This is a genomic window from Deinococcus sp. QL22, assembly GCF_023370075.1.
Classification (GTDB): domain Bacteria; phylum Deinococcota; class Deinococci; order Deinococcales; family Deinococcaceae; genus Deinococcus.
This window is the reverse complement of record NZ_CP097149.1, coordinates 1,609,726-1,635,986: the sequence shown is the minus strand read 5'-3', so window position 1 is coordinate 1,635,986 and position 26,261 is coordinate 1,609,726. Positions and strand designations below refer to the sequence as shown.

The window sequence follows — 26,261 nt, the reverse complement described above, 5'->3', positions numbered from 1 at the left end:
AACAGTTGAATGGGTTGAGGGCGGCTGCGTCACCGGATAAGGGAGCAGCAATGCTGAGGTTCAGAAGGATGAACAGGTAGGGTGTGAGTCATGGACAGAAACCCACCGCCACGTGTGACCGCCCGCGAGGAAGAACCGTTGGCCAACCGTGCCGCTCCAGTGCAAACCAGAGCACCCACCCCCCTGTGGTTGGTGGGGCTCATCCTGCTTGGGGCAGGCGCTGCAGTGTGGTTCATGGTCGACACAGGCGTACTCCACATCAAATATTTTACGCAAGCGAAACGGGCTCAAGTCGTCCAGCTCTGTCAAGCACGGGCACAGGCTGAATACGGCCCCATCGACAGGTGGACGAACAATGGCGATGCAAACCGTGTCAACAGGAGTGACTTTGATGTAGATAAGTTCTATTGGTTGGATGAGGCACGCAAAAATGATGGCAAGCCCGACCCCACCCGTGCCTGGATTTCTTGCGATGTCAAAAACGGCAAAATTATAGACTTCAGAGTGTTTGAAGCCAAGTGAGGCCGGTACGACGAGGCCCGCAATCAAGTGAACCTCGTAGTCTTGCCCTGAGTTCAGAGGGTCTCCCGTCAGGGTCTGCCGCTCACCAGTGCTAAGTTGGCGACGCTATGCAGCGCAGACAGACCACACGACGGAAACGACGCCGGAGGCTCCTGCCCGACCGGTGGATCACGGCCCTCTCCCAGGTCTTTCTCGGCATTGATCTCGTTTTGTTTCTGCTCGTTTTGCAACAAACCCAGAGAAACTAAGCATGGAAGAGGGCTTCCTCTCCATAAGTGACCTCTTCATTCTCTCTGAGTGACCTGATACAACACCTTATGGCGTATCTCAAACTCAGTGAGCAGGTTCAAAAACTCAGCAATCCCCAACGCAGTGATGCATTTATCAAGCAATTTCGAACAGCAGTACGTGAAGGCAAGTTTGAAGCAGTCGACCTGCCGGGCGTCCGATTTGAGTTGCCCAAACAGTTCAAGCGTCGAGATGCAGACAAGGCGTCCAGCAAATCGGTCAGAGAGATGATGTTTGAAGCGACACCTGAATTTGAAGCGTGGTTTGAAGAAACAAACGCGCAACTGGAAAAAAGCAGAAACTCTAAAGTTCAGGTTTCCTTAGAGAGCATCGAATCTGGGGCCGTAGACTTTCAAGCGTTGGCGGCGGCCACGCGTCAGAAGATGGAAGCCAGCTACCTCAAGGGCCAGCAGTTGGGGAGCACGACGAGGAGGAAAAACAAAGGCCTCCACAGGAAATAAGTCTCCTTACCTTTCCCCCGCCCAGTGCGGGGGCTTTTCCTTGGTCATCATTCCCTCCAAGAAAAAGGCCCGCGTGATTGCGGGCCCTCCTGCTGTCTTCAGGGCGGTTAGGGCTTGACTGGAGTGACGTAACCAATCCGTTTCAACGTCAGCTGGGTCGTCTTGGAGAACAGCACCAACAACTGGGTATCTCCACTGATGATGTAGCTTTCAGACGCATTCAAGGCCCCATGAAAGGCGCCCGGCAGGGCATATAGGCACCGCTCATTCGGGCGAGGCGGCAACGGCATCACCCGAATCTTGAGCTGATTGTTGGCCGCCGCGATGGTACCCGAGTAGGTGCCGCAACCGATATTGCCTCCAAGTTGCCCGCCCGAAATTACCAGCTGGGTGAGGGGCAAGTTCGGTTCGGTTTTCCCGAACACCTTCATATCTTTGAGTTGCCAGATGCCGTTCAAGGGCGCGGGGACAGCTTGAGCGGAGGCGAGGCCAGTGATCAAGAGGCCAGGCAACAGGAGAAATCGCATAGCTCAACATTGCCGCTTCAGGTGATGAGGATCTGATGTCTTGTCAGGGCTGACCAGTTCGGCAAAGGGCCGCTGGACGAGTGCCCTTCCTTCAGCTGAACCTGTCGGCATCGTTTCCTCCAAGAAAAAGGCCCGCCATCACGCGGGCCTCTTTTTGCGCTCACGGCGCCTGCTCAAACGCCTGCAGCGCTTCCCCCTGCGCCCCGTGCCCTGCCACCTTCAGGTGCAGCACCTGCTGGGTCAATTCTCGCAACCCATTGACTTCAAAGATGGCTTCGAGCATGTCGGGGAGGTCGCTGGCACGGATTCGTTCGACCTCGGCACGGTCGAGCAGACTCAAGGCCTCCGCCGCCGTCAGGCGTTCGTGGGTCAGCCGCGATCCGAGCCCCGTGATCAAGGCATTCAGGTCGGAAATCAGATCCGGCAACACGTCAGGGTGCTCCAGCAGGTCGTCCAGGAGCAAGGCCTGCACGGTCAGGGGGAGACCATCGGAAAGTTCAAGGGTGTGTCTCATGGTGTCCTTTAGGTCCAGAGCGTGAGCATCAGCGTGCGCAGGCGCTCGCGGGTGAGGGTGCGGGCAAACACGGTGGCTGGCCCCAGGTACGGCCCCGGGAGGAGGTACGCCTGCCCCGTGCGGCCAAACCGCAGCAGACCGCCCCTCGGCAGGGTGTCGAGGTACGCCTGCAGCTGGGCGGGCGAGAGTTCATGTGGCCCTGTGCCGTACTCGACCTCGGAGGCATACGGAGCGCGGTCGCCCACGAGGATGCCCAGCGTGCCCAGATTGGCCTGCCCAGAGGCGTAGATTTGGTTCAGCAAGTTATTGGTGCGGGTGTATTGCCCAGGCAGAGTGCCATAGACGTTCAAATTCAATGAGCGTTTGGCCTGCAGCTCGGCACTTCTGGCCCCATCCGCGGCAATCAATCCCAAACTGGCACTCAGCAGGGCCGCCCGGCGCTGAAACACGTTGCGTTGCCCGCGCTTGATGGTCACTTTCATGGGCTCCCTCAGTTCAGCAGGGCATTGCGGAGTTTGCGGTTCTCAGCCGCCAGACGAGCGCCGCGCTCCAGTAACAGTTCCTCGGGCGGCAGGCCCAACCCCTCGCGCTCAAGTGCCCGGTGCCAGCGTTGAAACGGGGTGTTGAGCACCTTATAGGGCAAGGTGCTCGCCGGAACCCGGCCCTTAAGCTCCTGGCCGAGATTGATTTCGTTGCTCATGGCCACGTCCATGAGGTCTTCAGCGCGCTCGCGTTTTCGGCGGCGCTCCAGGGCCTGCAGACGAACCCGGAGCACATCAGGCGGCGTGGCCTGCACTTCCGCCCAAGTCAAATACTCCAGTGCTTGCTCGATCAGGGAGAGGGCGGCGACCCCTGCCGGAACCTCGTCTGCGCCCGCAACTGGCGGGCCAGCGACTTTTTTGCCAGGTCTGCCAGGCCGTTCACATCCCAGATAGCCTGCAGCAGCGGGGCCAGGTCGCAGATCGCAAGGTGCTGGGCATCTTCGGGGCGCGTCAGGCTCAGCTGAAGCACCCGCGCCAGCACAGGCACAACGGCGCCAAGCAGCAAGGGGGACGGCGTCCCGCGCAGAGGGGCCGTCAGGGCGTCAATCACGGCCTGAACATCGGCGGCATGGCTGGCAACATCGCCCAGGCCCCACCCGGTGACCGTGACAGTCACGTGGTTGGCCAGGGTCACTGGATGGGCATATGGCATGGTTATCTCGTGTTGGGGGCGCAGCCCGTACCAAGCGGCACGGGCCGGGAGAGGGTTTAGACGTACGCGATCAGGGCAGTGGCCAGCGTGGTCAGCGCCGCTTCGAGCATGTCGTTCGGGACGTCGTAGACAAAGCCGTCGGGCTTGGCACTTCCAAAGTTGCCCAGGGAGACCGGCGGCGCGAAGCTCCGGTTCTTGGTGGCGGTCATGGTGAACTCGTAGCCGTCAAAATCCTGAATGTCCGGGTTGCCGGTGCCCTGAATATTGCCGTTCGGGAAGATCCGGATCAGGCTGCGCCCGCCTGCACCCTCGCTGTCTTCGGTGCTCTGCACGATGATGAAGCCACCTGTGGCGATGTTTGCGGCGTTGCTGTAGGCGTAGATGCTGTTTTCTTCCTGGGTGCCCACATCCTGGAAGGTGGCCGTTCCACTGACGACCAGGGCGCCGTAGGCCGTGGGCCACACGGGTTCGGCTGCTCCCGTGACGCCGGCCACGGTCACGCGGTATACCCGTCCGGCTTCGTCCACGATGTCGCCCACGTCTACTGGGTCACTCACCGTGAAGGCCACCGTGGCGCGGGCCGTGACCATGGCGGTGGAGCCCTGGAACCACTCGCGGACAGCGGTATCGGCGGTGCTGGAGGTCTGGAAGGTGGCCGTGAACGTGCTGCGGTCGATCAGTTCCTTGTAGGTTTCGCTCTTGCCCCGGCGGTGGCCCGTCAACGTCCGCTTCTCTTCGTCGCGGGCCACCTCGAGGGACTCGATCAACCCAAAGTCGGTCATCAAGGTCTCGCCCGCACGGACGCCGTAGACCTCGCGGCCTGCAGTGACAAATTTGGAGCCGTCCAGGACACCGGGGTTTTTTAACAGGAATAGGCATAGGTCTTACCTCGCGTGGATGGTGTGCACCTGAAATTGCAGCGTGACGCGGGTGCTGACGCGGTCACTCGTCGCCTGAGCGGGCGTGAAGAGCTTGACGCGGCCCCCGGTGCGGGGGGTGCCGCTGATGCGCCGAATGAGCTGGGCCAGCGCCCGAGCCTGAACGCAGGTGGACGCGACCGCGTCCACCGTGCCCCAGTGCTGATCGCGCACACCCCGGTCGGTCAGGGCGGCCATCGGTTCGTAGACCTGCACGTACCCGTTGGGGGCCTGCTGCGCCAGATAGAGATGCAGGCCGCGCTCGCCCTTGGCCTTGGGACGCCCTTGGTCATCCAGCTCAGCCCACTCGACAGGCAGCAGAGCGTCATGTGGCCAGAGGAGGGGGACGGTCAGGGCCAATCCCTGCAGGCGGCTCACGACCAACACCAAGGGGTCTTGGCTGGTCATCACCGCTCCAGCACACAGGTACCAAGACTGGTTCCGGTGAAATCGCTGGCCTGACTCCATTCGCGGACGACCAGCGTGCCGCCGTCCCAGTGGATGGACGCGCCCACGGCGGGCAGGGTGTCTTCGGGATGAACCTTCAGCAGCCGGATGTCCTGGTACGCCACGTTGAAGCGCTGCGCGGCGGCGGTCGCAGCATCCATCGCACTGCGGCCCAGCTTGTCCGGGTCTTTCACACTGAAGCGGGTCTTCGCCCAGGTTGAGCTTTTCAGTGTGAAGGTGCCCGTATGCCGGTAGAGCAGGTCGGCATAGGCGATCAAGGTGCCGCGGGACAGAGCCTGGAGCTTCGGCAGCCGGGTCATGCTTCCACACCCCACGCCGTAATCATGGGAGCAAATCCCAAGCCGCCCCCATCGCCCACCGGCACCATCGCCGCCAACGCCACGTCCCGCAACGCCGTGAGCCGCGCGATGCGGTTCATGACGCTGAGTTTGACCTTGATCTCCCCCACCGCCTCGAACTCTTCGACCTGCGATTCGAGCACCACGATCCGCGCCCCGTAAATCAGGGCCAAGGCGTGCTGCCGCTGCGCTTCCGTGGGCTGGAGCGCAGGCTGAACGGGGTCGCGGACGAACCCGGCCAGGTGCAGGTATTTTCCGAGACGCGCGCGGAGGGCCTCCTCTGTTTCCAAGCCCAACCGTTCCGGCGTCAGTGGTTCCGGATCGAGCAACAAGCGGTCGACCGGATTCACGGCTTACCTGCCTTGAGGGGCAGGCAGGCAGGCAGGGCGCCAGTTCGCGGATTTTAGTCAGCAGACCCTCGGCAATGCCGTCCAGATCGATCAGGGTGGCGTCGTCATTGGCCTGCACCACGTCCAGAGTGTAATACCCGTTGTCGAACAGGATTTTGCGGGCTGGAAACCCTGGGGGCAGCAACTCACCCACAGCCCCGCGGTAGTCGGCCAGCAGCGCCACATCTTCGGGCTTGGCCGCTGCCGCCTGGGCCGTGGCAAGTTCGGTCTGTAAGCGGGTCTGGTCGGCCCCCAGCCGCTCCACCTCGGCCTGCGCCTGAGTCAGCGCGTCTCTGGTGGTCTGGAGTTCCGGTTCAGTCCCAGTGGTTTCCAGCGTCGCGAGCATGGACTCAGGAACTGGTGGGCAGGATTGACGATCTCTGCGCCCTGGGTATCTTCTAGCATCCCTTTGCGGGCGTGCTTTTCGTAATCGAATCCCGGCAGGTCGCCGGGCACCGGGCTGCCCGGAGGCAGCCACTTTCCACCCGCAAAGAGGCCGGTGGGCGTCTGTAAGTTTTTCATGTGAGCTCCAGAAGAAAAGAGGCGAGGGGGAAAAGCTCAGGCCGGGGCTTTAGTTGCCTTGGGCGATGGCGACGCCGTAGGGATCGCGTGCGGTCGCGCCCACGATGTCGTGCACCTTCATGGCGAAGTTCCGGTTCTCGAAATCGCCTTCGAGGTCGGTTTCGTCCACGTTCACGATCCGGGTGAAGACCTTCGGCCCGCCCTGATAGCCGGTGAGGGTCGCCAGTTCGAACGGCAGGTTGCACCCGTCTATCACCAGATAGTCGTCGGCGCTGATGCCCTTGGCGGCGTAGCGCTCGGGGTATTCCGCCAGCAGGTCAGCGATCAGGTCTTCGACGTGCACGGTGCCCAGTTGATAGGCGGGGTTGCGGTTGGACATCAGCGCGAGCGGCGAGCTTGCACCACCGACAGGTACGAGGTATTCGCTGGCCATGCTCGCCGTGGCCTTGCGATCCCAGCGGGTGGGCACGAACAGATCCGTGATGCGGCGGCCTGCACGACGGCCCGTGGCGCTGTCCACCTGATTCCCGAAAAATTCGGCGATCTTGTCTAGGTTGTCCGGTGTGGGCCCCTGCTCCCCATCGACCAGCAGAATGCGGGTGGCCCGGCGCAGCGCCGTATCCACGATCACGGACGCCCGCGTGCGGCGGGCCACATTGCCCAGATCCGCCGCCGTGAAGTCGCCGAGATCATCGTGGAGGTACGCCTCGAAAGTGAAGGTCAGCGCCAGCGCGTAGTCGGCCACCGTGTAGCCTTCGTCGCTGGTGAAGAACTTCGAGTACTCGATATTCGTGCTTTCGGGACCTACAGGCAAGAAGCGGTGGCCGATTGCGCCAGGCCGTGCGCCTTTGAGCACCTTGAAGTCGGTAGCCGTGCGCGGGCCGCGAACTTGGGCAAGTCGCTTTCGGGGAAGGTATAGCTGGGACGCTGGGCGGCTTGACGCGCACGGGCCACCGCCAAGGGAAAGTCACTGGTGGTGAGCGTTCCGCGGTGGGCACGGCGGGTCTTCTCAAAATCGAGAATCAGGCCTTCCATGACCAGCAGCGCGGCTTCTTTGGCGCTGTGATCCAGAGCCCGGACGTTGTCCAGTTCTTTGTCGAGCAGTTCACCGAAGTAGGCCTTGTGGAAGTGCTGCTGAGCGGCTTCCAGCACAGTCTGAATGGTCAGGGCCGTGACGCGGTGCTCAGGGATGACGCCTTTATCAGCGAGATGGGTCAACTCGTGCTTGATGTCTTTAATAGACATTGCGGCCCTCCTAAGGGTGCAACAAGAAGGCCCGCTCCAGAGAGGCAGCGGGCAAGGTGAGGGGCCGGAGGGCAGAAGGAGATTTAGTTCGAGCGCAGGCCGAGGGTGGTGGCGCCGAGACGGTAGCCCACGAAGGTGTTGCCTGCCGCTGTCACCGTGTATGTCTTGTCGGGGGCCAGGTAGACCTTGGCGTAATCGGCAATGCCCGTCAGGGCAGCAGGCGGCACGCTCAGGCTCATCACGATGCCGGGGAGAAACACACTGGCCTGGTTCTCGACCAGGCCTTGGGGAGCCAGACCTTTCGTGACCTGATCGGCGGTGGCCACGTCGGTTTGGGCCACCCCATATAGGCCATCTGCATCTGCACCGAATTTGACGATGTCACCGCTTTTAGTGCCTGCGGCAACGATCAGGGCGAGGGTAATGGCACCACCGGTATAGGCCCAATGCTTCTTGTTTTTCATAAGCGTTCTCCAAAAGCAAACACCCGCCGGGGCAGGCGGGTGAGATGAGGGGTGAGACTGGGGATGAAACCAAAGGAGGGAGAGCTGCCCTACTCTGGCGGCGTCATCCGCGCTTGACTCCAGAAAGCGACAAACCGTTCAATCTGGTTCAGGAATGCTTGAAACTCGATGGATTTGATTAAATAGGCGTTGGCGTGGAGGGTATAGGCTTTACTGATGTCTTGAGGCGCAGAGGACATGCTGAGCATGACCACTGGAATGGGACGCAGATGAGGTTGGGCTTTCATGGCATCTAAGACCTCGAACCCACCGATTCCTGGCATGTTGATATCCAGCAAGACCACATCGGGCCGCACGGCGTCTCGGGCCATCAGCAGGGCCAACGCTTGCTCACCGCTGGCCGCCGTTGTGACCACGCAGGGCTGAGTCGTCAGAGAAAAGGCTTCTTCAGCCAGTTCGCGGGCCATACGGCTGTCATCGACCAGCAGCACTTGGAGCGGGCGCCTCACGGCCGGGCCGGCGAGGGTACTGAAAGGCGAAGTTGAACGGATTGAGTCATCTGTTGAGCGTACGGGCTGCCGCCTGAGCGCCGCCTCACAAACAGTGATCTTAAATTAATCCAGAGCGGCTACGAATGCTCTCAAACTGCCGGGTCTGCCCAGTCTGGGTGCGCTCCGCTCCGGTTTGCGTGCAGCTGTTGTCGCCTGCAGGCAGCTTCAGTCCATTCTGGGGACGCTGTGCAGGAGCGCTTTCGCGTTGGCCGAGGACACCACGGCGCGTCGCGATCTTCTCGTCTACCACTGTTTTGGCGCTGTCGTCGTTCTCGGCAGTGCGGGCGGTTTGGATCAGTTCGGTGCGGAAGCTGGCGTCCAGATCAGTTTTGGTTTCACCGTGCTTGACCTTGCCCGCACTCGGCAGTCGAGCGGCTTCAAGCGCAGTGATGGCGATCGCGTCGCGCCGGGCGTTCAGATTGTCAGCGGTCAGCGTGTTCACCGTGCCACGTAATTCGACCACCGTGGATTCCAGCGCCCGGTAATCGGCCAGGCTCATCGTGCCCGTTTCGGGAGCAGGAACAGGGGCAGGATTGGGCTTGGGGGCAAGAGGATTCAGGCTCTCCTGCATCAGTTCTTCCAGCACGCTGGCGTACTCAGCGGGCGCTTTGGCCTTCAGTGCGTCGAGCGTGGTGACGCCATGTTTTTCCATCAAGGCTTGGATCTTGGGGTTCATGCTGCCCTCCTGTGGGCCGGGGGTGGGGGGACGGTGGCGACGCTGCCGCTGGTTGAGCCAGTGGGTCGGTGCCGCCGGGTTGCAGTCGGCCAGCAACTGCTGGTAGGACATCACGCCGTTCCGCAGACGGGTGGTCATGCTTTCCCAGTCGTCTTCGTGGAACTCAGTCGCCTCAAAAGCACAAATGACGTCGTATTCCGAGGACATGATCTTGATGGCCTTATCCATCCCGCCCACCACCAGTTCGCTGCCGTTGGAATACTTGTAACTGCGGCGCACGTTGCGCTGCTGGTTTTCGGTGTCGCAGGCGGGGTGTACATGGTCTTCAAAGGTCACGAGGGTGGTGTCGGTCAGGCTGGCCCGCGTCTTGCGGACAATCAAGCCGCGCATCCCGGGGTACTTCAGCGCCAGGGCGTTGAGTTTCTCCAAGATGCTTCTACTTTTTCCCGTACCCGCCGGGCCGTCAAGTACCACTTCGGATTCCCTTGCGAAAAACAGTTCGCGGGCTGACCCAAATGGCTCGTAGACCAAGGCCCCCGGTGGGAATTGACGCCCCTGCACCTGAATTTGCCCGGTCACAGGGCACTCTCCGGAATCCCAACGAGGAACTTCATCGGCGAACCATCGGCGTTCTCCAGAGCGAGGCGGTCGCCCCACAGTCGGTAGTGCTTGCCCAGCAGTTCACGGGCACTGGCCGCGTCTTGCAGCTCGACTTCCAGCCCAAACTTCGTTTCCTTGAGCTTTTTGATGAGGTGGAGCTTGCCCGCCTGACGGGCCTTCTCTAAGTCGATCCGCACCACGACGCGTTCTTTGTGCTCGACATCAATCGCGACTTCCGGCGTCCCGTTGTCTTCCTCCGCCTTTTCCATGGCGCGGCCGCATTTGCGCTCCAGGCGTTTGAGCCGCTTGATTTCCTTGGCGATCCACTCGGAGCGCTCCCCGCCCGCGCTGCCGAGTTCCTCACTCAGGTCGGCCAGCGTATCCGTCAGCAGGGCAAGGGCTTCCCCTGCGTCCATGACCACGGTTTCGGTGTAAGGCACCCGTTCGATGGTCAGGAAGTCTTCCAAGGAGGCGGCGGCCACCTCGGCGGTGCGTGCCCGAACCTCGTGCTTGCCCATGGTCTGCTCAAAGCCCAGTTCGACGGCTTCGGCAATCTGAGGTTTTCTGAGGTTCTCGGCACCGATGGCGTAGGCCGTCGCGTCGCTGTAGCCGGCCTTTTTCGCCGCTTTGGTGGCGTTCGGTTCCTGCACGTAAGCTTTGACAAATTGGCGCTGCTTGGCCGTCAGCTTCGCGAGCAGTTGCCGGTAGGTCTTGGCTCCGTCCGGCACGCCGGAGGGCGGGGCCAGGGCCGCGTCATGCTCAGAGCGGGCCTGCGGTTGAGGCTGAGGTGTCGTGGGGGGACTCACCCGCTTCTGCACGGGCTTTGGCGGCGGAGTGGATTTGGTCGGCATCGGCGGGGGTCATCTCCAGAGGTGGACGGGGAACGCTCAGGCGTGGGGGCCAGGCACGCGGAATGCTCCTCGAAAGGGATGGGGGAAAATTATTCCCCCAGTAATTTCAAAACTGCGCTGGAACGCTCAACTCAGGCCGCGCCTGTGTCAAAAGAGTCAGAGGTGACCTGCAAAGCTGCGGTATGTCGGCAACCTCCATGACCATCACCCACGGCAAGATGTCCCGCAATGGTTCGCACATCGCTTGGGTGGACTACCCCGATGAACCCCTGTCCCAAGAGGCCCAAGCCTTGATTCTCGCCAGCACCAACAACAAAGTGGTGCTGCTGCATGGGCCAGACTTCAGCATTCAGGGCAGAGTCAAAGTCACCTCTATCGGCGGCGGAGCCAGCTTCCGCATCCTGCAGTTCGACGGCTGAGCCTGCAACACGGGGGAACGCTGGGCGCAACAGTGGGTCTGGGTTGCAGTCTTGACGGCACGGAACGGGCAGGCTGAAGCGGTGACCTCCGCTCAAATCCCGCTCCACGAAGCCCTGGCTTTCCTTCCCACGCGGGCTTGGGCGACCGTCACTGCACTGCAGCAGCAGGGGGTCGAGGTGACGTGCTGGAGGGAAGATGGACGCTGGATCCTCCAGGGCCATCTGGAAGGCCGCACGGCCCGAACTCGGCCTGCGCAGGTGCTTACGGGGCGGAGCTTGGATGACCTCTGGCAACGGATGAAACCCGCCCTTGAAGAACGCCACCTCTTCCTCCACAAGCGTCAGCACTGGGGGTATTGAGCCATTGATCGGTGCCGTGTCCAGTAGGGCTCTTGCAGGGAGAGCCCGCATGGGTCTTGGCTCCACAGGAGGGCAGCTTCACACGCTCAATCCGGGGGGGTGGGCTGTTCGCGAGGCTGGCGTTTTGGTGCATCCTTCATGGGGTATGGGCATCGCGGGTCACCTCCTTGGTAGGGTGGGGAATGGTTCTTAAACCTGAGATCTACAGAGGCAAGACCATTGAAATTCGTGCTGTCCCCTCACACCAAACGGAAGGCGTCGGGAGTCCTGTTGTCGGACCCATGGTTGAAGTGTGTATAGACGGGCAAGCCATCGCGAAGCCGCAGCCACTCCCCACACCTGAGGTCATGGACATATACCTGCAGGGTGCGCGGAATCATATCGATCACACCCAATAAGATTTTTGGTGGATCAGGCAGGAGTCGAACCTGCAACCATTCAGCCGCATCCGGCGGCTGGTGTGAGTTCGGGCTGGGTCATACGGTTCACCTCCTCAGGTGTAGGGTGGCGGGATGGCAACGACCGAAAGAAGCTCAAACCCCCACGAGATTGACTTGGGGCTGAACGACAATAGTTACCCCCTGACCGGGGTCAGACAAATCGGGATGGAGTTGAGCCAAGGGGATGTGCTCTTCAATGCGGCTCTTCAGGAGGCCCGTGAACTTGGGGCGGATGACGTCGGCCTATACATCGTCGGCGGAGGGAGTGATCCTCAATTCGTTCTGGCTGGCTGGCTCGGAGATCAGGTGGTGAAATCACACCCGTCGTCTCAAATTTCGGATGAAATGGCCCGCGAACTTATTCAGGCTATCCAGGACGTTCAGAACAAAGAGCGGCAGGACACCGCCGCTTCCGAATAATCACCCCTGCCTGATATCTCGGCACGAGTCCCATGAACGGCTCGCACTCCAGCTCTAACTCTGGCAGGTACCAGGGCGCGGGGTCACGTTGCTTCCACTGTTTCGGCGTGGTCTGGACGTGGCCCCGCGCTTCCTGCTCCATCAGCCAGTCACGTCGCTCATCGGCAATCGGCTGGAGGTGGGCACGGCGGGCCGCACGGTTCAGTGACTTCTTAGCCACTGGCGAACTCAGCTGGGATCGGCTGGTCGATCACCTGTACCGTGGTGAGGCCCTCGTGACCATGCAGGAAAATCAGGTCATCAATGCTGGCGTAGAAAGCCGTAGAGCAAGGTGGCCTGTTCCAGCGCATGGCCGCTGAGCCGTCGCTGAAAATGACGCCTTCAGCCACTGCCCCGGTACCGCTGCAACCGCTGACATCCTCAGTCCTGATCAGTTGGAACCGTTGCATGAACATGGAGCCTCCGGGCAAGAAAAACCCACCGCCGTGGTGGGGATCATTGCTCTGAACTGAGATAAATCTTAATCACCACTCGCTTTCTGCCTCTCTGTCATGAGAGCTGACCCACATAAATCACCTTCCTGAGTGTGGTGAATAATGTCGAGATACCCCCATGGAATAGAGAAGGCGTGGTACGTCGCTTTAAGTCCAGAAAATCGGGAGCTCTTGGGTCATCTGAAGCGCCATGGGCTCTCCGTACAAGTTCAGGTGAAAGACGGTGAGCCCCAACCCCTGGGCGAACACCTGGTGACCGAACTGATGAATGGCGACACCTTGGTGTCCACCCATGTTGGGCAGGATGTAGAACAGCTCTTTGAGGCGGCCTACGAAAGTGCCTTGCCCTTGTTGACAAAGATAGATGCACTCCCGGAAGAGTAAAAAACCCGCCACAGTCGGCGGGCACAACTTGAATTGTTTGGGATGAAGAAAGCCTACTGAGAAGTCGTCACAGGAATGTCACCTATTCTGGTCAGATCTCGGGAGGTTGAACTATGACGCTTTTGGAGGAATTCAATGCCAGGTGGGAAATGTCCCTCACTGGCCTTACCGCTGAGGTCTGGCAGAAGATGAAAGCTCTCGGCGTCACAGCCCACTGGATTGATCCCTTGAATAGAGACCCCCGCCTCCTTCAACAGCAAATGAGCTTAATGGGGTGGAATGTCCAGGCCAGCGAGTTCTACACCTTTGCCGTGTACCACAACGATGAAATCTTGGTGGAGTACAGGCGGTACAGCACAGATGAAGCGGCGGTGGTGGTCACGGCCCTCAGTGATGCCGCCACCCAACTGGAAATGTATGGCCTCCAAGTGATTCCAAGCCTCAACTCTTGATGACCGGCTGGACGAGGACGGGGGCAAGAAAAAAACCGCCACAGTCGGCGGGCACAACTTGAATTGTTTGGGATACGGAGAGTCTAGCGAGAGAACGTCAGGGGAATGTCTCAGATGCTGTGATTGGTAGGCTGAGGGATGGAAGAAAAATCGTTGGCGCAGTTGGGGCAGGAGCTGGCTGAACTGGTGAAGGAATATGAGATAATTTCCGCCCGCATCTTGTCTCACCCCGTCTTTCCGTCTATGCCAAATCCAACAGGGGTAGAAGCTGTGTTGGGGAAGGGAGCAGATTCGATTCGCGCTGACCTTCAAGAAAGTGCAGAGCGCCTGAGCGCTGAGCTTGAAAAATTGAGGCAAGCACTCCAGACGATGGAGAACCGTTCTGAACAAGTGCCTTCAGATCCGTTGATGAACTGACACACTGGATCAGCAAAAAGCCCCGCGATCATCTGCGAGGCTGCCCACCGACTTCACCTGGTCGGCATAAGTTGTTGGGGATGCGCCTACTGTAGAGGTGAACCCGTCACAGGAACGTTATCCCTGCGATCACCATCAGCTGTCTGTCTCATCCTCTTGGTCATCGTGCTCTTGCGACAGCTCCAACCGAATGATGTGGCTGCCAGAGAGATGGTGCACCCACCCATTCTTCTCAAAGATCAAGACCCCCTTCTGGGTACTCAAGGCCTTCTGGGCTTCAGCAACGAATTCTTCGCTGGGGGATTTGACTACGAGCTGTTCGCCGTTCGTTTGGATGATGCGCAGTTTCGGTGTCATGACATGAGTTTAAGCTCACGGCGTGTGAGGAATGGCACTCCGTGAACGCTGGCTCCTACGACAAACAGCCCAGTGAGGGAGAGCCACCCGTCCAAAAAGGATTGCCTCGCAATCTTTAGCACGGACAACGCGCACTCTGAAGGAATGACATCTCTTGAGATTCCCTTAAAAGAAGCACTGGCTTCCCTGCCGCCATGGGCCCACCCCACCGTCGTCGCTCTACAGCAACAAGGGGTCGAGGTCACGTGCTGGACAGAACACGGGCAGTGGACTTTACAGGGACGTTTCGAGTGGATGGTGCGTCAGACGGAGCCCGCCGAGCTGCTCACTCGAGAGACAGTCGATGATTTGTGGCACCTGATGACGCCGTTGATTGCTCAACGAAACCGAACGAATGCTCGGGACAGGCGCAGGTAACGCTCAAAAAGCCCCGCTGGTGGCGAGGCTGCCCGCCGACTTCACCCGGTCGGCCTAAGTTGTGGAGTAAACCCACTGTATAACGCAATGGTCTCGTCACCATCAGCCGAAAGGTTTGGCAGGCCGTGGGAGATTCGAACCCGATCCGTCATCCAGTTTTGGAGATTGGCACTCTACCGAGCTGAGTTAACGGCCTATGCTCGGAGAGATGTTCTAACGCGCCCTCTCGTTCAGCACTCCGGCTTGATCCGCAGAGATAGCGCACCCCACTTCCGTCAACAGGAGTGAAATCTACGTAGAACTCTTTGCCCGGCTCAAAGTTCTTAGCCGCATCAGGCTCGCTGATATTCATGGTGATCTCACCAGCGGGCGTGTGGTTCCGGAACTCTTTGTTCTCCTCAGAGCCGCTCGTGATGGGGTGAAGCTTGACCGACTTCCCCAAATGCCGGATCACTAGAAGCTATCCGGCAAGCGAACCGAAAATCGGATGACGTGTGTTCAGGAGCAGAAGGCAGCCTGCAACGAAGTGAAAGCCGATGAGGGTGGAAGACAACGGTTCCAAATCTCTTCCAAGACGTCGAAACCGGGATGTCCAAGCAAACGAGCGTTCGACCATCCAGCGTTGGGGGAGCAAGATAACTCCCGTTTTCCCGCTGGGCCGTTGGATGACTTGTCGTTCAACCCCTCGCTCTGCGGCATCCAGAGCGGTTTGATCGCCCGTATACCCTTGATCGGCGTAGACCACTTCGACGTTCGTTCCGGTCACGTCCTGAACGTGGCGGCACAGGTCACGGACCTGTGCCCGGTCTTGTTCATTGGCTGGGGTTGCCAGCACCGTGATGAGGTTGCCCAGCGTATCGACAGCCCTATGAATTTTGGTGCCGTGACGCTTCTTGCCACCATCATATCCGGCTCGGTGGCCGCTCTCTGGCGTGCTTTGCAACGTTCGGCTGTCGATGATCGCCACCGTGGGTTCGTTGTTCTTCAGTGCCTCCTGACGCGTCAGGAGGCGCAAATCATGGCGCAGCGTCTCAAAACACCCCCGCTCAAACCAACGCATCGCCTGCTCATGGACGATCTTGTACGGTGGAACATCATGTGGCAAATAGGCCCACTGACTCCCCGTCCGGGCCATCCAAAACAGCGCATTCAACCCCTCACGTAGCGGATACTTTCGCTGCGCCGCATGTTCTGGCTTTCACACCAAATACGGCACCCTGAAGTGATACATGTCTTCGTCAATGTCACTGGGGGAAGCACGGCGGGTCACCCAACTATTCTGCTGGGATCAAACTCCGATAGCCAAACTACGTTCGCTTAACGGACAGCTTCTAGAGGCGAGCGTGACAGAGCTGCAATAGAACTTAGCGCGGGTCTTAGGCATGGTGATTCCTCCGAGAGTGAATGGCGGATCAGAACGGCAACAAAAAACGCCCCGAAGGGCGATCTGGACGTTTGAATTGAGTCAAGAATTTGAGACTACACATACACTAGCGTCAAGTAGGTATTTCTGCAACATCTGATCCGAAGGCGAGGCGGCAGGCCCGCAGGTATTCCGTTAACTGCGCGTGCGGATCCCCCAAGCGTGCAGCGAGCGACAGTGCTGCCACAGCGTAGGCGGCGCTCCGGGCACGCGGCCAAGCCCACCCGCCACGTGGGTGACTCAAACTGACAGGCGTGGGCTTGCTGCGGCTGTACCGCTCCAGAAAGCCCGCCAGTACGACCTGATCTGGCACCCCACTCAGCTGCATCTGGGCAATGTGCGCCACTGCTTCCCCCTCGCGCACCTCTCCCATCGGCGTGATGAGCGCGGTCTTCTGATCCGGCAGGAATTCTCCCAGCGTGCTGATGGGATCCAGCCCACCCCTGCTATAAGGCAAAGTGGGGCGCAAGATCACCGGCACGCGCACGCGCCACAGTCTCAAGGCCTGATGCCACGCCTCGGCATACTGGCGGGCGGCCTGCTGCTGGGTGCGCTCGGCCAAGAAGCGGTCAATCTCAGGGCGTTCACCCTGTACCCGGAAGGCGCGGGCGCGTTTGGTTGAGTTCGTCAAGTGCGCCTCCTGTAGGCGGGAAAGGATAAGGGTCATTGCAGCACCTGCCAACGCCCGAACGCCAGAAGGGCAGGTAAAACCAGGCGGCACTCATGCCTGCGAGGTGTAAGCTCGGCCTTATGAAGACAAAGCGAGAAGCGTTTACGTTGTGGTTGGCCATCGGTGTGGCGATCGGAACAAGTCTGGGCGTCGTCTTTGACAACATCGGAATGGGTGTGGCTCTCGGGGTCAGTCTGGGAGCAGCTCTTGGCGCAGTGACAAGTAAAAAGCTGCCCTAGCTTTGTCGCCTGATGCCCACTCACGGAGCCTACTTCCGTCAAGCTCATAGAGATCCCTGACTGCGTCACTGGCCCACCGGCTGAGGCACAATACAGGGATGATGTGCCGTGATGAAATTCTTGCTGTGGCTCGCAAGCTGAGCAAACAACAAGCAGACGGAACGTTTTCCGCTCAAGACGTGGTAGCCGCCATGCGCGCCAAGGGCACCCAACACCTCGACACCACCATTCGGCGTCATGTGGCCAGCGAGATGTGCCAGAACGCAGTGGGCCAGGGTGCGGGCAAATATCCAGACTTTGAACGGGTGGCGCGGGGCCGTTACCGCTTGCTGTAGCCTCATCCTCTTGCCTCGCTCATGTGGGCCAGCACGACCGCAACGATCTTAGGAGCGCTCGAGTTGATGTCAGTTGCTGTCACGTCAAGTTGTGACTGTTCGGCATTGTTCGGCATCCGCTCCCTCCTGAGTTTCACGCGCCACCGGCAAAGAGCGTGGTGGTCAACGGTGTGATCTGCACCATGGCCCGCCCACCGGGATGCACCGGGGCACGCCGCACGGTCAGCACATCGATCAGCGAGTCATCCGCCCAGACGCCTGCATGGGTCAGGGCATCTTCCAAGGCTTTGGGGATGTTGCTGAGGTCGCGTTTCCGCAGATCTGGCGGCGAGACGATCAGCAGCAGGGCCAGCCGCGCACCGGGTGGGGTCGTGGGCTGCCCATCGTTCTGCACGCACGAGATGACGGCTTTACGGTAGTTGCGACCCTCCTCGCTCAGCAGGACTTTGACCCGGTACGGGACGGCGTTCGGATTCTTCGGCGTGAAGCGCACGAGGATCGAACGCCAGATGCTATTCAGAGAAGGCGGGTAAGGCAGGGTGAAGGTCAAGGTTGCGGGTGGACTCGTTTCGAGTACTGGCTGGAGCGCTTCCAGCAGGCCCAACTTCAGCCGGGTGTTGGCCCGCACCGTCGGGTCAGCAATGCTGCTCAGATAGCGCTCGACGTGCGCGAGGCTCGGAAAACGTGCCTGCCAAGCGAGAGAGGTTTTGACCACGATTACTGACCCACCAATCGGATCAAATTACGCCCATGACCTGCCGCGACGAAGCCCTCAAAACCGCCAAGGCGTTGGTGGAAGACCGGACGTCCAAAACGTTTCATGTCAGCGAATTGCTGGATGCGATGCGTGCCAACCGCACCAAATACTCCGTCTCGACGATTCGGACGCAGGTGAGTTCGAAGATGTGTCGAAATGCTCCGAACCACACATCGGGCTATGACGATTTTGAACGGGTGGGCTATGCCCTGTACCGCTTGCTTTAGCGTCACCCCTTGACCTCTTCGACCAAGTTCATCACGGCTTTCTTCAGGTAGGGGGCCATATCTCCATATGCGACAGTGGCATGTGATTCCGAATCGAAGATCAAGGCCTGCACCTGAACGTTCCCGCTGGTGTCCTTCTTGACCACGATCCGCAGCTCCTGGGTGTCTGTCAGTTGCTGCTGGGCATAGTTCGGGCACCAATCCGCCCAGCCCCCTTTCCCGGTGCTGTTGGTCTGTTGGATGCTGGTTTGGATGTGGCCTTCCTGCCGCTTCAGCCGTTCATACGTTCCAGTGGTGCAGTCGCCCGCTGTTCCCCGGTCAGAGCATAGAAGGGCACCTCTGTGCCGGTATCTGGATGCGCCACCGTGCCGTGTGCATCAATGGCCGCTGCCACCTCTGCCGCTGCTTTCACTTGACTCGTGCTGGGCCGCTCGCTGCCGGTGGCCGTCTTCAAATACGTGGCCACAGCCACCTGCAGTTCGGGTTCCAGAGTCGCCACCACTTTGGCCGCGTCCTTGTACTCGCGGGCCTGCCGTTCGTTCTCTGAGCGTAAACCAATGGTTGTCAGCGTGTGGCTGGTTTCCGCTGCGTCCATCAACTGCTGCGCCCGCTGGCGAGACCAACTCCACACCTGTTCGGAATAGTCACCAAACGTCTTGTACTCGGCACGGTAGAGGCGAGCATCCCGGATGCTCAGCAGGGCTTTTCCGACACTGATAAACCCCGCCCAGCCTTGCCGCACCACAGCTTCAAGCCGCATGAGGGTCTCTTGTTCTTCCGGGGCCAGTGGCGTCACGCCTTGCTCAGTCATCGTCATAGGGATCTCCAACAGGGCGGGCCTTCGTGCCCGCCCCAGTTTGTTCAGGCGCTGGGTCTGGGGCCGAAGTCGTCGCCGCCATCGGTGGGGAAAGGCATGTCCTCTTCCAGATCCGGGCCAAGCGGAATGTAAGGGGCAGGTGTCTCAGGCTTCTCGAACAGCGCCTTCGTGTCTTTCAGCACGTCAGCCACGTCCTCTTTGACCTGCGCTTCTGCCTTCAGCTCAGTTCGGATCTGCTCGTCTAGCGTTGGCTGATTGCTCACCGTGCATTCCAGGCAGCAGCTGGCGGTGAGCAAGGCATCCACGCCCAGGCCCGCGTTCTCCAACTCAGAGAACTGCACCCGCAAGTTGACCAGCACGTCTCCGGCTTCATCACTCGTGATGTTCCCGCGCAGGATCACCGGCACATCGACGGCGGGGAAGGCCTAGCCGTCCATCATGGGGGTCACTTCCAGGCGCAGCTTGCCGCCGTCCTGTTCCGCACCCTTGAGGACAGGCACATGCTCCAGCATGAATCGGCACTCAGCCCGAACCCCAGTAGCGAACTTGTATTTGGCATCCAGCACGCGTCCTGCGTCGTTGTCGGTTTTGATGGTGGCGGTTTTGAAGGTCAGGCCAAAAATTCCGTAGGTTTGCATGGTGGTTCCCCCGATGGCGGTTAGAATAGGGCGGAGCAAGAGTGGATGGCGGGAATCCAAACCGTCACATCACGGCCCTTGGGAGAAACGTGGTGATACAGGCGGGGTTCTTCGCCGCAGCGGGCACACGTGGCGGCTTGCATGGTGTTCAGTTCCAACGCCTCGCCTTCCTTCGCTCCCACCGCCTCACCAAACGTCACAGGACGGTTCATGCGCTCGTTACTGGAGAACACGGGCCACCTCCGGCATAGGGGTCAGGGCAGGTGTGTTCGTACGGGCTTCGGTCAGCGGCTGCTGGGCGTGCCGCTCCACAAATTCTTTTTTCAGGAACGGGAAGTGCTTCATGTCAACGATGCCCAGGGCTTGGCCATTGCACACGCTGTTGAGCAGGCTCCGGACGGGGCCGGGTTCAGTGGTCGCCTGCTCCCCACGGGCCACCCGCTCGACGAGTCCATCCCAGACACTGAGCGCACGCGCTTGGAAATCGCCTGCACCGAGGCCGTAATCAATCAACTTCTGCGGGCTGGGCATGAACTGCTCGAACCGGAACGCCGCGCGGCACGCCTCGGCAAACTGATCGGCCGTGAGTTCAGCCGCCAAGATGTCGTGGTAGATCTTGACGGTCTGCGCGTTGTGCTTCCGGTTGAACCGGTCTTCGAGCACCGTCCAGGCAGCGGCAAAGTGTTGATCAGAAAACGGCATGGGTTCCCTCCTGCAAGGTGGCATAGATGTCATTGGCCCGGTCTGCGGCCTGCTGGTTGGCCTGCTCCGTGGTCTGTGGGCGGGGGGTGAACTTGACGACGTGGGCGGCCTTCACGGGTCGGGCTGGAAGTGACCCCCTGAGGACAGCCCGCCATGCTGGGGCGCGTTTTTCGAGCACCTGGGGCGTCACGGCGTCCCGCCAGCTTTCGGTCTGGTGCAGCCAGGCCACCAGTTGCGGGATGTCGCTGGCCACGAATTTGGCTTTGTCGAAGCTCTTGGCAGCGCTGGCCAGACGGACGCTGGCGCTGTTGGTCAGGTCTTCCTGACCCCCATAGCAAGCCAGCGCAAGGGCGGCAAAGAGTTCCTGAAACGGCGTGGCCACCTCGGCGCGGCGCGGAACAGTTGGCTTGTCGGTGGCTTGCTATGGGGGTATGGCGTGCCGGGCCTTGAACTTCATCCTGAACAGGAGCAGCAGGATCTTCACCCCACGGCGCAGCGTCTTCCTGCGCCTGTGGTTTTAAATTCTTGTCTTCCTTTCTTCCTTTCTTCAGGGGTTGTTTTTCTTCGTCCTGTACGCCATATTCAGCGTTTTGGGCGGGGTATATTTGCACGGGCGTTGCAGCAGGCTTGCGCGAGGCTTGCACCGGCGTTGCCGCCGCCTTGATCTGGCTCGGGGTCAATCGGCTGTGGGCATCCACCGAACAATGCAGCCCATCGATGCTCAAGATGTGCCCGGCCTCGCGCAATCTGACCAGTCCATCTCGCACCGTTCTGGGATCAAGCTCCAAAGCAATCGCCAGCTGCTTGGTGCTGTAACTGTTGGCGCGGTACTGGCGGTGGCGGGTGAGCCAGCCCAGCAACTTGGCGTCACTCATCAGGGTCAAGGTGTCGAAGGCTTCAAGTGCCCAGTTGGGCATGACGGTGTCCTGACCACGCTTGAGAGCCGTATGCACGCCGGGAATAGGGGCGCTCATCGCTGGGCCTGCATTTTCGGGAAGATGCTGTAGAACTGGTGGTCGCCGTCAGGGATGAGCGTTGACCCCAGTTCTGCCCGTGGCGTTACCCTCGCCGCGCCTTCGCCCTCGCTGTGCTGCGTCCAGTCCATCCGGTTGGGCGTACCCTCAGTCACATGGCGTTCTTGGTGTATCCCATCACTTCGGAAACCTTCCCGCGAACAGGCCTCATCGATGTGCCCTGTTTGAGTACCGCGTCCTATGACGGACATACGGCCGTCCTGCAGCCCAAGGGAATTAGCGTGCCGCTGGACTTCTCGGCACTCACGCCGGAAGAATTTCAGAAGGCGACCGACAAGCCAGGGCGTGATGTGCAGCTTCAGGGTCTCGCCGCTCTGGAGACCCGCTGGTTGCAGGAGGTACCAGAGGTTACCTGGCATCCTCCCTACCAGAAGCCCTTGGGGGCGCGGGTGGAGGGGCGCTGGTACTACGTGACCCCTCTGTGCCCGGACATCATGCTTGAATCGAGGGAGCACACCGTGGTGGGGCTGTTTGGCTAGCCTGACCCCAGCCCTACCGTGCCAAGGCCGGCGTTCAGACGGTTGGCGGTGAGGTCAAGAGCATTCATCAGGATCCGGCGCCCGTGTTGCCAAAGAGAAGGGGGAGCCATCACGACGCAGCCACCATGAATTTGGTGCGGGCTTCGGTGAGGCACTGGGCACGCTCATCCGGATTCATGGCGCTGAAGGTGTCCAGCAGATCGGCGGCCTGGTCTGCGCTCAGATTGTTGGTCGCCATCGGCGTGGGGTGGTTGAACATGTACCCCCACAGCGCGTACCGTTCCTCACTGCTGAGAGCGCCGCTGGCTTTGACAACCGCTTGCAACTGTCCCCGCTGCTCTGGGGTCAATATGGTTTCGGCGGTCATGGCGGCCTCAGTGGCCCGCTGGGCCTCTTCTGCCGCCTGATCCTTCAGCGCCTTGCCCCACTGATTGAGGTAGGCCACCGCCGCTCGGGCGTTGTCGTCACTCCCGCGCCAGGGTTGGAGGTTGTTCAGCGCCACATCCACTTCTTGTCCCGTCACGCCGTACCGCTTGAGACCCTCGCGGCGGGCGGCCAGCAAAGAGAAAGCTCGCGCCGTGCGAACCTACGAGATTCAGGCCGACCATCTCAAGCGCTTCATCTCCCCGACCATCGGCACCAAGCGCTTGCAGAAGCTAGTTCCGGCTGACCTGCGCCGCCTCTTCGACCATCTCAACAAAGAAGACCTCGGCGCGTCCAGTCAGCGCCAGGTGCATCAATTCCTGATCTCTGCTTTAGGTGACGCCTTCCGGCTGGAACTGGTGACGCGTAATGTGGCTGAGATCGTGAAGCCTGCGCCGCTGCGGGGCAAAGAGCGCAAGGGGCTGCCCACCTTCACGCCGGAGGAAGCCGCCCAGTTCCTCGCCGCTGCGAAAGAGGATTAGCGCGGCGGGGACTTCATCTTTGCCCTGAGCACCGGCATGAGGCGCGGTGAGGTGGCGGGCCTGCGCTGGCAGGATGTGGATCTGGCCAGAGGCACGGCAGAGGTGACCGAGATTGTGGCCGCGGCGAGCAAGGGGCCAATTGTCACCACGCCGAAAACTAAGGGCAGTCAGCGCACTGTCTATCTGTCGCCGGATACAGTGACGCTGCTGAGGGAAGTGCAGGCTGATCAAGCGGTGCAGCGGGAGGCGCTGGCTGGCTCGGTGAAGGGGCACCCCAAAGGGTATGAGCGCAAGCGGGTGTGGAGAGAGCGTGGGCGCATTTTTACCAACAGTTACGGGGCCACGCTGGATCCGAACAACCTGAAGCGGGATATGGAGCAGATCTGTGACAGGGCGGGCATCAGGCATTTGCCGATTCACGGGCTGCGCCATACCTATGCCAGTCTCACCTTGCGCCGGGGCATTCCGGTGGAAGTGGTGAGCAAGCAACTGGGTCATGCTTCAGTCGCTTTTACCTTGACTCAGTACCGGACGGTTTTTCAGTCGGAGCGGGAGGGGTGGGCGCTGAATCTGAGTGATCTTTTGGAGAGGAAGAAAGAGGCGGTTACGCACGGCGCACCGTTGACCTTTTTCCCAAACTAAAAAAACCCGCGCTGGGCGGGTTTTTCTTTGGTGGGCGGTATAGGACTTGAACCTACGACCTCTCGCGTGTGAAGCGAATGCTCTACCACTGAGCTAACCGCCCGGAACCGTGTTGCTGTTCTGCACTTGCCGCCCCAGAAACCGTGGTGGGCCCTGCCGGATTTGAACCGGCAACCAATCGGTTATGAGCCGACTGCTCTGACCGTTGAGCTAAGAGCCCGGACTGCCACAGGGTTGAGCAACACAGGGCAAGGCAACCTTGTTCAGATTGACCAGACGAGCGAGAGGAAGTGTAGCAACGGGGGCGGGCCTTGTCAAACTGGGGGCATTGCTGGACAGCGGGCCGTGTCAATACAGTCAGTCAGACGGGGTAGAGTGCGACCTATGCGGGTCATGCATGTGGGAGCAGAAGTCTTTCCTTTTTCGCGTTCGGGTGGTCTGGGCGATGTGCTGGGCGCACTCCCGGCAGTGCAGGCCCGACTTCTCACGGGCACGGACGATGAGGTCACGGTGGTATCTCCGTGGTACGCCAGCCTCAGCGGAACGCCGCAGGAGCTTTGGCGCGGGCGTTTGCCCGAACTGGGGGACGATGCGGGCGACGTGACGCTGGGCGAGATCCGTCAGGACGGCGTGCGCTATCTGTTTATCGGCCTGCGTGAGTTTCACCGACCGGGGCTGTACCACCCCGACGACGTGTGGCGCTACTCGCTGTTCGGGCGAGCCGTGCTGCCAGTGTTGAAGCTGCTGGACGCCCTGCCAGACGTGTTGCACGGTCACGATTGGCAGGCGGGCCTGACGGTGGCACACGCACACTTGGCTGGAATCCGCACCACCTTCAGCATTCACAATCTGGCCTATCAGGGCAAGTGGAATCTGGCCGAAGCCTCGCGCTGGACGGGCCTGCCTGCCTGGGCCTTTGGGCCGGACGGCTTGGAATTTCACGGCGACCTGAACTATATGAAGGCTGGACTGATTTTTGCTGACCACGTGACCACCGTCAGTCCCACCTACGCGCTGGAAATTACGACACCGCAGTACGGAGAAGGGCTGGAAGGGCTGCTGATTCGCCTGAACCGCGAAGGCCGCCTGAGCGGGATCATCAACGGGCTGGATCAGGAGCGCTGGGATCCCCGCACCGACCCCCATGTTCCGGCGTTTGGCGACCTTGAGGGCAAAGAGGCGGCGCGGGCAATATTGCGGGCCGAATTTGGACTGGACGAGGCGCCCATTCTGGCTACCGTGAGCCGCCTGGCCGACCAGAAGGGGATTGACCTGCTGATCGAGGCGATGGGCGACCTCGTGCCCCATTGGAATGTGGTGGTGCTGGGCGGCGGCGACCCCTTGCTGACGGCGGCCCTGACCGGGTGGAGCCAGCATCCACGGGTGGCTTTTGCACAGGGACTGAACGAAGCGTTGGCGCACCGTATTTACGCCGGGGCCGACGCGTTTGCCATGCCCAGCCGCTTCGAGCCGTGCGGCCTGTCTCAGATGATTTCCATGCGCTACGGCACGCTGCCGGTGGTGCGCGAAACGGGCGGACTGGTAGACACTGTGCCGCAAGATGTCGGATTCCGCTTTGCCGACGCCACACCGGAAGCCCTGGCCGCCGCCTGCCATGAGGCCCGCCAGGTGTTCGATGACCGCGCCGAATGGACAGGACGTGCAGAACGGGCCATGTCGCTGGATTTCAGCTGGGATGGCCCCGCCGCGCAGTATCTGGCGCTGTACCGCCGATTGGGTGAGGGGTGAGCGCGACTCTAAGCGTGCTGGCCCTCTTGCCCGAAGACCTGCCGCCGCTGCTGGCTGGCCTGTACGAGGCCCCCGAAGAAGCGGTGGCGTGGATGGCCGGGGCGAGTGTGGCCGCGTGGGTGGCCCTGAACGACGAAGAAGTGGTGCTGGGGGCCGTTGGCGCACGCCCCAGCCCCCGGCACGGCGCGGAATTGGTGGGCGGCGCGTTTCCGGGGCCGACCCAGCACGCGGCGGCGCTGGCCCTCGCCCACGCGGCACAGGCCGACCTGGGCCGCGTGTACGCCTTTGCCGAACCGCACCTGTGGCCCTACGAAGCCCTGATGGGTGCAGGCTGGGGCGAGGTGGGCGCATACCGCCGCCTGACTGGCAGGATGCCGCTGCGTCACCTTGACCCGCCACCCGGAATTGTGCTGCACCCGCTGGCTGCCGTACAGGATTTGGCCGTCCGAATGGACGCGCTGTCTACTTTTGAAGACCGGGTAGGCCATCACGCCGTCTTGCCCGAATTTGCCGCCGACGGCGCAGCGGGCTTCGATTCGCACCTCAGCATCATTGCGCTGGACGAGCAGGGCCAGGGCATCGGCCTGTGCCGCGCCAGCATCGAGGACGGCCTGGGGCGCATGGATTCGCCGGGGGTGCATCCTGAGTGGCGGGTCAGTGGGCTGCGGGCCGCCTTGCTGGACGCCGTGAATGCGCGGCTGCGGGCGGCGGGCATCACGCAGATCAGCCTCGATTCCTGGGGCGATACGGCGGCGGAACTGGCGCACGACCTGAGGCTGGGGCTGCATGTGGTGGATGAAACGCCGATTTATTCGGCTCCCTGATCCAGCTTGGTTTTTGGAATGGCCTGTTGGGGCTTGTCCTACGTTTCCCCCGCCCCCCAAGAGGATGCAGGGACGTTGGTCGCTCTGCTGAGGAGTGATCTTGTCGCCTCCAGACTCGGCTTCCCCGTTCATC

The 26,261-nt window shown here is 60.8% G+C and carries 45 protein-coding genes, 3 tRNA genes and 1 pseudogene; 16 read left to right on the top strand and 33 right to left on the bottom strand.

The genetic code is table 11. The features are described 5' to 3' along the window. The first annotated feature begins 114 nt into the window (after nucleotides 1-114). Both M1R55_RS08005 and M1R55_RS08000 read left to right on the top strand, forming a co-directional pair. Nucleotides 115-522, top strand: a complete 408-nt coding sequence (locus M1R55_RS08005) for a hypothetical protein (RefSeq protein ID WP_249391298.1) — start codon at nucleotides 115-117, stop codon at nucleotides 520-522. 317 nt (nucleotides 523-839) lie between these two features. Further along, entirely contained in the window at nucleotides 840-1,271 is a 432-nt protein-coding gene (locus tag M1R55_RS08000) for a hypothetical protein (protein WP_249391297.1), read from the top strand. Between the two features lie 107 nt (nucleotides 1,272-1,378). Here the strand turns inward: M1R55_RS08000 and M1R55_RS07995 are convergent, their stop codons facing one another. From M1R55_RS07995 to M1R55_RS07920, 16 genes are all read right to left on the bottom strand, one after another. Beyond that, entirely contained in the window at nucleotides 1,379-1,798 is a 420-nt protein-coding gene (locus M1R55_RS07995) for an META domain-containing protein (RefSeq protein ID WP_249391296.1), read from the bottom strand. Nucleotides 1,799-1,958: 160 nt separating this feature from the next. Continuing rightward, a complete protein-coding gene (locus M1R55_RS07990; protein WP_249391295.1) occupies nucleotides 1,959-2,312 on the bottom strand; it encodes a hypothetical protein in 354 nt (117 codons plus the stop codon). Between the two features lie 8 nt (nucleotides 2,313-2,320). After that, the gene (locus M1R55_RS07985; protein WP_249391294.1) at nucleotides 2,321-2,794 is read right to left on the bottom strand and encodes a hypothetical protein; all 474 of its coding nucleotides are present in this window, start codon (nucleotides 2,792-2,794) and stop codon (nucleotides 2,321-2,323) included. Between the two features lie 8 nt (nucleotides 2,795-2,802). Then, complete coding sequence (locus M1R55_RS07980) at nucleotides 2,803-3,123, bottom strand: hypothetical protein (protein WP_249391293.1); 321 nt, start codon at nucleotides 3,121-3,123, stop codon at nucleotides 2,803-2,805. Between the two features lie 20 nt (nucleotides 3,124-3,143). Further along, nucleotides 3,144-3,506, bottom strand: a complete 363-nt coding sequence (locus M1R55_RS07975) for a hypothetical protein (protein WP_249391292.1) — start codon at nucleotides 3,504-3,506, stop codon at nucleotides 3,144-3,146. 56 nt (nucleotides 3,507-3,562) lie between these two features. After that, nucleotides 3,563-4,288, bottom strand: a complete 726-nt coding sequence (locus M1R55_RS07970; RefSeq protein WP_249391291.1) for a hypothetical protein — start codon at nucleotides 4,286-4,288, stop codon at nucleotides 3,563-3,565. A 102-nt stretch (nucleotides 4,289-4,390) separates the two neighbouring features. Further along, nucleotides 4,391-4,831, bottom strand: coding sequence for a hypothetical protein (locus M1R55_RS07965; protein WP_249391290.1), 441 nt, complete (start codon nucleotides 4,829-4,831; stop codon nucleotides 4,391-4,393). Further along, nucleotides 4,831-5,190 (bottom strand): hypothetical protein, encoded by a 360-nt coding sequence (locus M1R55_RS07960; RefSeq protein WP_249391289.1) that lies wholly within the window; start codon nucleotides 5,188-5,190, stop codon nucleotides 4,831-4,833. Before M1R55_RS07960 ends, M1R55_RS07965 begins: the two co-directional genes overlap by 1 nt. Then, a complete protein-coding gene (locus M1R55_RS07955; protein ID WP_249391288.1) occupies nucleotides 5,187-5,579 on the bottom strand; it encodes a hypothetical protein in 393 nt (130 codons plus the stop codon). Before M1R55_RS07955 ends, M1R55_RS07960 begins: the two co-directional genes overlap by 4 nt. Nucleotides 5,580-5,900: 321 nt before the next feature. Beyond that, nucleotides 5,901-6,140 carry a hypothetical protein gene (locus M1R55_RS07950; RefSeq protein WP_249391287.1) on the bottom strand — a complete coding sequence of 80 codons (240 nt, stop codon included), beginning with the start codon at nucleotides 6,138-6,140 and terminating at the stop codon, nucleotides 5,901-5,903. Between the two features lie 49 nt (nucleotides 6,141-6,189). Then, complete coding sequence (locus M1R55_RS07945) at nucleotides 6,190-6,996, bottom strand: hypothetical protein (protein ID WP_249391286.1); 807 nt, start codon at nucleotides 6,994-6,996, stop codon at nucleotides 6,190-6,192. After that, entirely contained in the window at nucleotides 6,945-7,385 is a 441-nt protein-coding gene (locus M1R55_RS07940) for a hypothetical protein (protein WP_249391285.1), read from the bottom strand. Before M1R55_RS07940 ends, M1R55_RS07945 begins: the two co-directional genes overlap by 52 nt. 83 nt (nucleotides 7,386-7,468) lie before the next feature. Further along, a complete protein-coding gene (locus M1R55_RS07935; RefSeq protein ID WP_249391284.1) occupies nucleotides 7,469-7,849 on the bottom strand; it encodes a hypothetical protein in 381 nt (126 codons plus the stop codon). Between the two features lie 89 nt (nucleotides 7,850-7,938). Beyond that, nucleotides 7,939-8,358, bottom strand: coding sequence for a response regulator (locus M1R55_RS07930; RefSeq protein ID WP_249391283.1), 420 nt, complete (start codon nucleotides 8,356-8,358; stop codon nucleotides 7,939-7,941). Between the two features lie 100 nt (nucleotides 8,359-8,458). Next, the gene (locus M1R55_RS07925; RefSeq protein ID WP_249391282.1) at nucleotides 8,459-9,655 is read right to left on the bottom strand and encodes a phage terminase large subunit; all 1,197 of its coding nucleotides are present in this window, start codon (nucleotides 9,653-9,655) and stop codon (nucleotides 8,459-8,461) included. After that, nucleotides 9,652-10,482: a terminase small subunit gene (locus tag M1R55_RS07920; RefSeq protein WP_249391281.1), complete on the bottom strand. Its 831-nt coding sequence runs from the start codon at nucleotides 10,480-10,482 to the stop codon at nucleotides 9,652-9,654. Before M1R55_RS07920 ends, M1R55_RS07925 begins: the two co-directional genes overlap by 4 nt. 227 nt (nucleotides 10,483-10,709) lie before the next feature. On the opposite strand from M1R55_RS07920, the gene M1R55_RS07915 reads away from it, so the two are divergent. From M1R55_RS07915 to M1R55_RS07905, 3 genes are all read left to right on the top strand, one after another. Further along, nucleotides 10,710-10,946: a hypothetical protein gene (locus M1R55_RS07915; RefSeq protein WP_249391280.1), complete on the top strand. Its 237-nt coding sequence runs from the start codon at nucleotides 10,710-10,712 to the stop codon at nucleotides 10,944-10,946. Between the two features lie 81 nt (nucleotides 10,947-11,027). Continuing rightward, nucleotides 11,028-11,306 (top strand): hypothetical protein, encoded by a 279-nt coding sequence (locus M1R55_RS07910; protein WP_249391279.1) that lies wholly within the window; start codon nucleotides 11,028-11,030, stop codon nucleotides 11,304-11,306. A 512-nt stretch (nucleotides 11,307-11,818) separates the two neighbouring features. After that, complete coding sequence (locus tag M1R55_RS07905) at nucleotides 11,819-12,166, top strand: hypothetical protein (protein ID WP_249391278.1); 348 nt, start codon at nucleotides 11,819-11,821, stop codon at nucleotides 12,164-12,166. A 212-nt stretch (nucleotides 12,167-12,378) separates the two neighbouring features. On the opposite strand, the gene M1R55_RS07900 is transcribed toward M1R55_RS07905, so the two are convergent. After that, a complete protein-coding gene (locus M1R55_RS07900; RefSeq protein ID WP_249391277.1) occupies nucleotides 12,379-12,615 on the bottom strand; it encodes a hypothetical protein in 237 nt (78 codons plus the stop codon). Nucleotides 12,616-12,873: 258 nt separating this feature from the next. Here M1R55_RS07900 and M1R55_RS07895 point away from each other — a divergent pair, with 258 nt between their 5' ends. The 3 genes from M1R55_RS07895 to M1R55_RS07885 all read left to right on the top strand — a co-directional run bounded on the left by M1R55_RS07895 (nucleotide 12,874) and on the right by M1R55_RS07885 (nucleotide 13,913). Continuing rightward, nucleotides 12,874-13,044, top strand: coding sequence for a hypothetical protein (locus tag M1R55_RS07895; protein ID WP_249391276.1), 171 nt, complete (start codon nucleotides 12,874-12,876; stop codon nucleotides 13,042-13,044). A 113-nt stretch (nucleotides 13,045-13,157) separates the two neighbouring features. Further along, a complete protein-coding gene (locus M1R55_RS07890; RefSeq protein WP_249391275.1) occupies nucleotides 13,158-13,496 on the top strand; it encodes a hypothetical protein in 339 nt (112 codons plus the stop codon). Between the two features lie 138 nt (nucleotides 13,497-13,634). After that, nucleotides 13,635-13,913 (top strand): kinetochore protein SPC24, encoded by a 279-nt coding sequence (locus tag M1R55_RS07885; protein ID WP_249391274.1) that lies wholly within the window; start codon nucleotides 13,635-13,637, stop codon nucleotides 13,911-13,913. 135 nt (nucleotides 13,914-14,048) lie between these two features. Here M1R55_RS07885 and M1R55_RS07880 read toward each other — a convergent pair whose 3' ends face one another. The 4 genes and pseudogenes from M1R55_RS07880 to M1R55_RS07865 all read right to left on the bottom strand — a co-directional run bounded on the left by M1R55_RS07880 (nucleotide 14,049) and on the right by M1R55_RS07865 (nucleotide 16,741). Next, complete coding sequence (locus M1R55_RS07880) at nucleotides 14,049-14,270, bottom strand: hypothetical protein (protein ID WP_249391273.1); 222 nt, start codon at nucleotides 14,268-14,270, stop codon at nucleotides 14,049-14,051. Between the two features lie 533 nt (nucleotides 14,271-14,803). Continuing rightward, a tRNA-Trp gene (locus tag M1R55_RS07875) sits at nucleotides 14,804-14,883 on the bottom strand. 264 nt (nucleotides 14,884-15,147) lie between these two features. After that, nucleotides 15,148-15,957: pseudogene (locus M1R55_RS07870) on the bottom strand (IS5 family transposase). A gap of 226 nt (nucleotides 15,958-16,183) precedes the next feature. Beyond that, entirely contained in the window at nucleotides 16,184-16,741 is a 558-nt protein-coding gene (locus tag M1R55_RS07865; RefSeq protein ID WP_249391272.1) for a hypothetical protein, read from the bottom strand. Between the two features lie 119 nt (nucleotides 16,742-16,860). Here M1R55_RS07865 and M1R55_RS07860 point away from each other — a divergent pair, with 119 nt between their 5' ends. Then, a complete protein-coding gene (locus tag M1R55_RS07860; protein WP_249391271.1) occupies nucleotides 16,861-17,019 on the top strand; it encodes a hypothetical protein in 159 nt (52 codons plus the stop codon). 98 nt (nucleotides 17,020-17,117) lie between these two features. Continuing rightward, complete coding sequence (locus M1R55_RS07855; RefSeq protein ID WP_249391270.1) at nucleotides 17,118-17,354, top strand: hypothetical protein; 237 nt, start codon at nucleotides 17,118-17,120, stop codon at nucleotides 17,352-17,354. A 133-nt stretch (nucleotides 17,355-17,487) separates the two neighbouring features. Here the strand turns inward: M1R55_RS07855 and M1R55_RS07850 are convergent, their stop codons facing one another. Continuing rightward, nucleotides 17,488-18,069: a RusA family crossover junction endodeoxyribonuclease gene (locus tag M1R55_RS07850; protein WP_249391269.1), complete on the bottom strand. Its 582-nt coding sequence runs from the start codon at nucleotides 18,067-18,069 to the stop codon at nucleotides 17,488-17,490. Between the two features lie 35 nt (nucleotides 18,070-18,104). Here M1R55_RS07850 and M1R55_RS07845 point away from each other — a divergent pair, with 35 nt between their 5' ends. Continuing rightward, nucleotides 18,105-18,338: a hypothetical protein gene (locus tag M1R55_RS07845; RefSeq protein ID WP_249391268.1), complete on the top strand. Its 234-nt coding sequence runs from the start codon at nucleotides 18,105-18,107 to the stop codon at nucleotides 18,336-18,338. 2 nt (nucleotides 18,339-18,340) lie between these two features. Here M1R55_RS07845 and M1R55_RS07840 read toward each other — a convergent pair whose 3' ends face one another. The 8 genes from M1R55_RS07840 to M1R55_RS07805 all read right to left on the bottom strand — a co-directional run bounded on the left by M1R55_RS07840 (nucleotide 18,341) and on the right by M1R55_RS07805 (nucleotide 21,624). Continuing rightward, nucleotides 18,341-18,484: a hypothetical protein gene (locus M1R55_RS07840; RefSeq protein WP_249391267.1), complete on the bottom strand. Its 144-nt coding sequence runs from the start codon at nucleotides 18,482-18,484 to the stop codon at nucleotides 18,341-18,343. Between the two features lie 125 nt (nucleotides 18,485-18,609). After that, nucleotides 18,610-19,155 carry a hypothetical protein gene (locus tag M1R55_RS07835; RefSeq protein WP_249391266.1) on the bottom strand — a complete coding sequence of 182 codons (546 nt, stop codon included), beginning with the start codon at nucleotides 19,153-19,155 and terminating at the stop codon, nucleotides 18,610-18,612. Nucleotides 19,156-19,199: 44 nt separating this feature from the next. Then, complete coding sequence (locus M1R55_RS07830) at nucleotides 19,200-19,562, bottom strand: hypothetical protein (RefSeq protein ID WP_249391265.1); 363 nt, start codon at nucleotides 19,560-19,562, stop codon at nucleotides 19,200-19,202. Between the two features lie 18 nt (nucleotides 19,563-19,580). Next, nucleotides 19,581-19,793 carry a hypothetical protein gene (locus M1R55_RS07825; RefSeq protein ID WP_249391264.1) on the bottom strand — a complete coding sequence of 71 codons (213 nt, stop codon included), beginning with the start codon at nucleotides 19,791-19,793 and terminating at the stop codon, nucleotides 19,581-19,583. 20 nt (nucleotides 19,794-19,813) lie between these two features. Beyond that, nucleotides 19,814-20,026 (bottom strand): hypothetical protein, encoded by a 213-nt coding sequence (locus M1R55_RS07820; protein ID WP_249391263.1) that lies wholly within the window; start codon nucleotides 20,024-20,026, stop codon nucleotides 19,814-19,816. Then, nucleotides 20,013-20,495, bottom strand: a complete 483-nt coding sequence (locus M1R55_RS07815) for a hypothetical protein (protein ID WP_249391262.1) — start codon at nucleotides 20,493-20,495, stop codon at nucleotides 20,013-20,015. Before M1R55_RS07815 ends, M1R55_RS07820 begins: the two co-directional genes overlap by 14 nt. Next, complete coding sequence (locus M1R55_RS07810; protein WP_249391261.1) at nucleotides 20,482-20,877, bottom strand: hypothetical protein; 396 nt, start codon at nucleotides 20,875-20,877, stop codon at nucleotides 20,482-20,484. The genes M1R55_RS07815 and M1R55_RS07810 overlap by 14 nt, the downstream gene beginning before the upstream one ends. A 588-nt stretch (nucleotides 20,878-21,465) precedes the next feature. After that, nucleotides 21,466-21,624: a hypothetical protein gene (locus M1R55_RS07805; RefSeq protein ID WP_249391260.1), complete on the bottom strand. Its 159-nt coding sequence runs from the start codon at nucleotides 21,622-21,624 to the stop codon at nucleotides 21,466-21,468. Here M1R55_RS07805 and M1R55_RS07800 point away from each other — a divergent pair, their 5' ends adjacent. Beyond that, nucleotides 21,625-22,008, top strand: coding sequence for a hypothetical protein (locus M1R55_RS07800; RefSeq protein WP_249391259.1), 384 nt, complete (start codon nucleotides 21,625-21,627; stop codon nucleotides 22,006-22,008). Nucleotides 22,009-22,117: 109 nt separating this feature from the next. On the opposite strand, the gene M1R55_RS07795 is transcribed toward M1R55_RS07800, so the two are convergent. Next, nucleotides 22,118-22,570: a hypothetical protein gene (locus M1R55_RS07795; protein WP_249391258.1), complete on the bottom strand. Its 453-nt coding sequence runs from the start codon at nucleotides 22,568-22,570 to the stop codon at nucleotides 22,118-22,120. A 16-nt stretch (nucleotides 22,571-22,586) separates the two neighbouring features. Here M1R55_RS07795 and M1R55_RS07790 point away from each other — a divergent pair, with 16 nt between their 5' ends. Both M1R55_RS07790 and M1R55_RS07785 read left to right on the top strand, forming a co-directional pair. Next, on the top strand, nucleotides 22,587-22,913 hold the full coding sequence (locus M1R55_RS07790; protein WP_249391257.1) for a hypothetical protein: 327 nt from the start codon (nucleotides 22,587-22,589) through the stop codon (nucleotides 22,911-22,913). Nucleotides 22,914-22,949: 36 nt separating this feature from the next. Further along, on the top strand, nucleotides 22,950-23,555 hold the full coding sequence (locus M1R55_RS07785) for a site-specific integrase (protein ID WP_249391256.1): 606 nt from the start codon (nucleotides 22,950-22,952) through the stop codon (nucleotides 23,553-23,555). 28 nt (nucleotides 23,556-23,583) lie between these two features. Here M1R55_RS07785 and M1R55_RS07780 read toward each other — a convergent pair. Both M1R55_RS07780 and M1R55_RS07775 read right to left on the bottom strand, forming a co-directional pair. After that, nucleotides 23,584-23,658, bottom strand: a tRNA-Val gene (locus M1R55_RS07780). A gap of 41 nt (nucleotides 23,659-23,699) precedes the next feature. Then, nucleotides 23,700-23,775: transfer RNA gene (locus tag M1R55_RS07775), tRNA-Ile, on the bottom strand. Nucleotides 23,776-23,939: 164 nt separating this feature from the next. Here M1R55_RS07775 and M1R55_RS07770 point away from each other — a divergent pair. Both M1R55_RS07770 and M1R55_RS07765 read left to right on the top strand, forming a co-directional pair. Then, nucleotides 23,940-25,304, top strand: coding sequence for a glycogen synthase (locus M1R55_RS07770; protein WP_249391255.1), 1,365 nt, complete (start codon nucleotides 23,940-23,942; stop codon nucleotides 25,302-25,304). Next, a complete protein-coding gene (locus M1R55_RS07765) occupies nucleotides 25,301-26,128 on the top strand; it encodes a hypothetical protein (RefSeq protein WP_249394087.1) in 828 nt (275 codons plus the stop codon). Before M1R55_RS07770 ends, M1R55_RS07765 begins: the two co-directional genes overlap by 4 nt. Nucleotides 26,129-26,261: the final 133 nt, after the last annotated feature.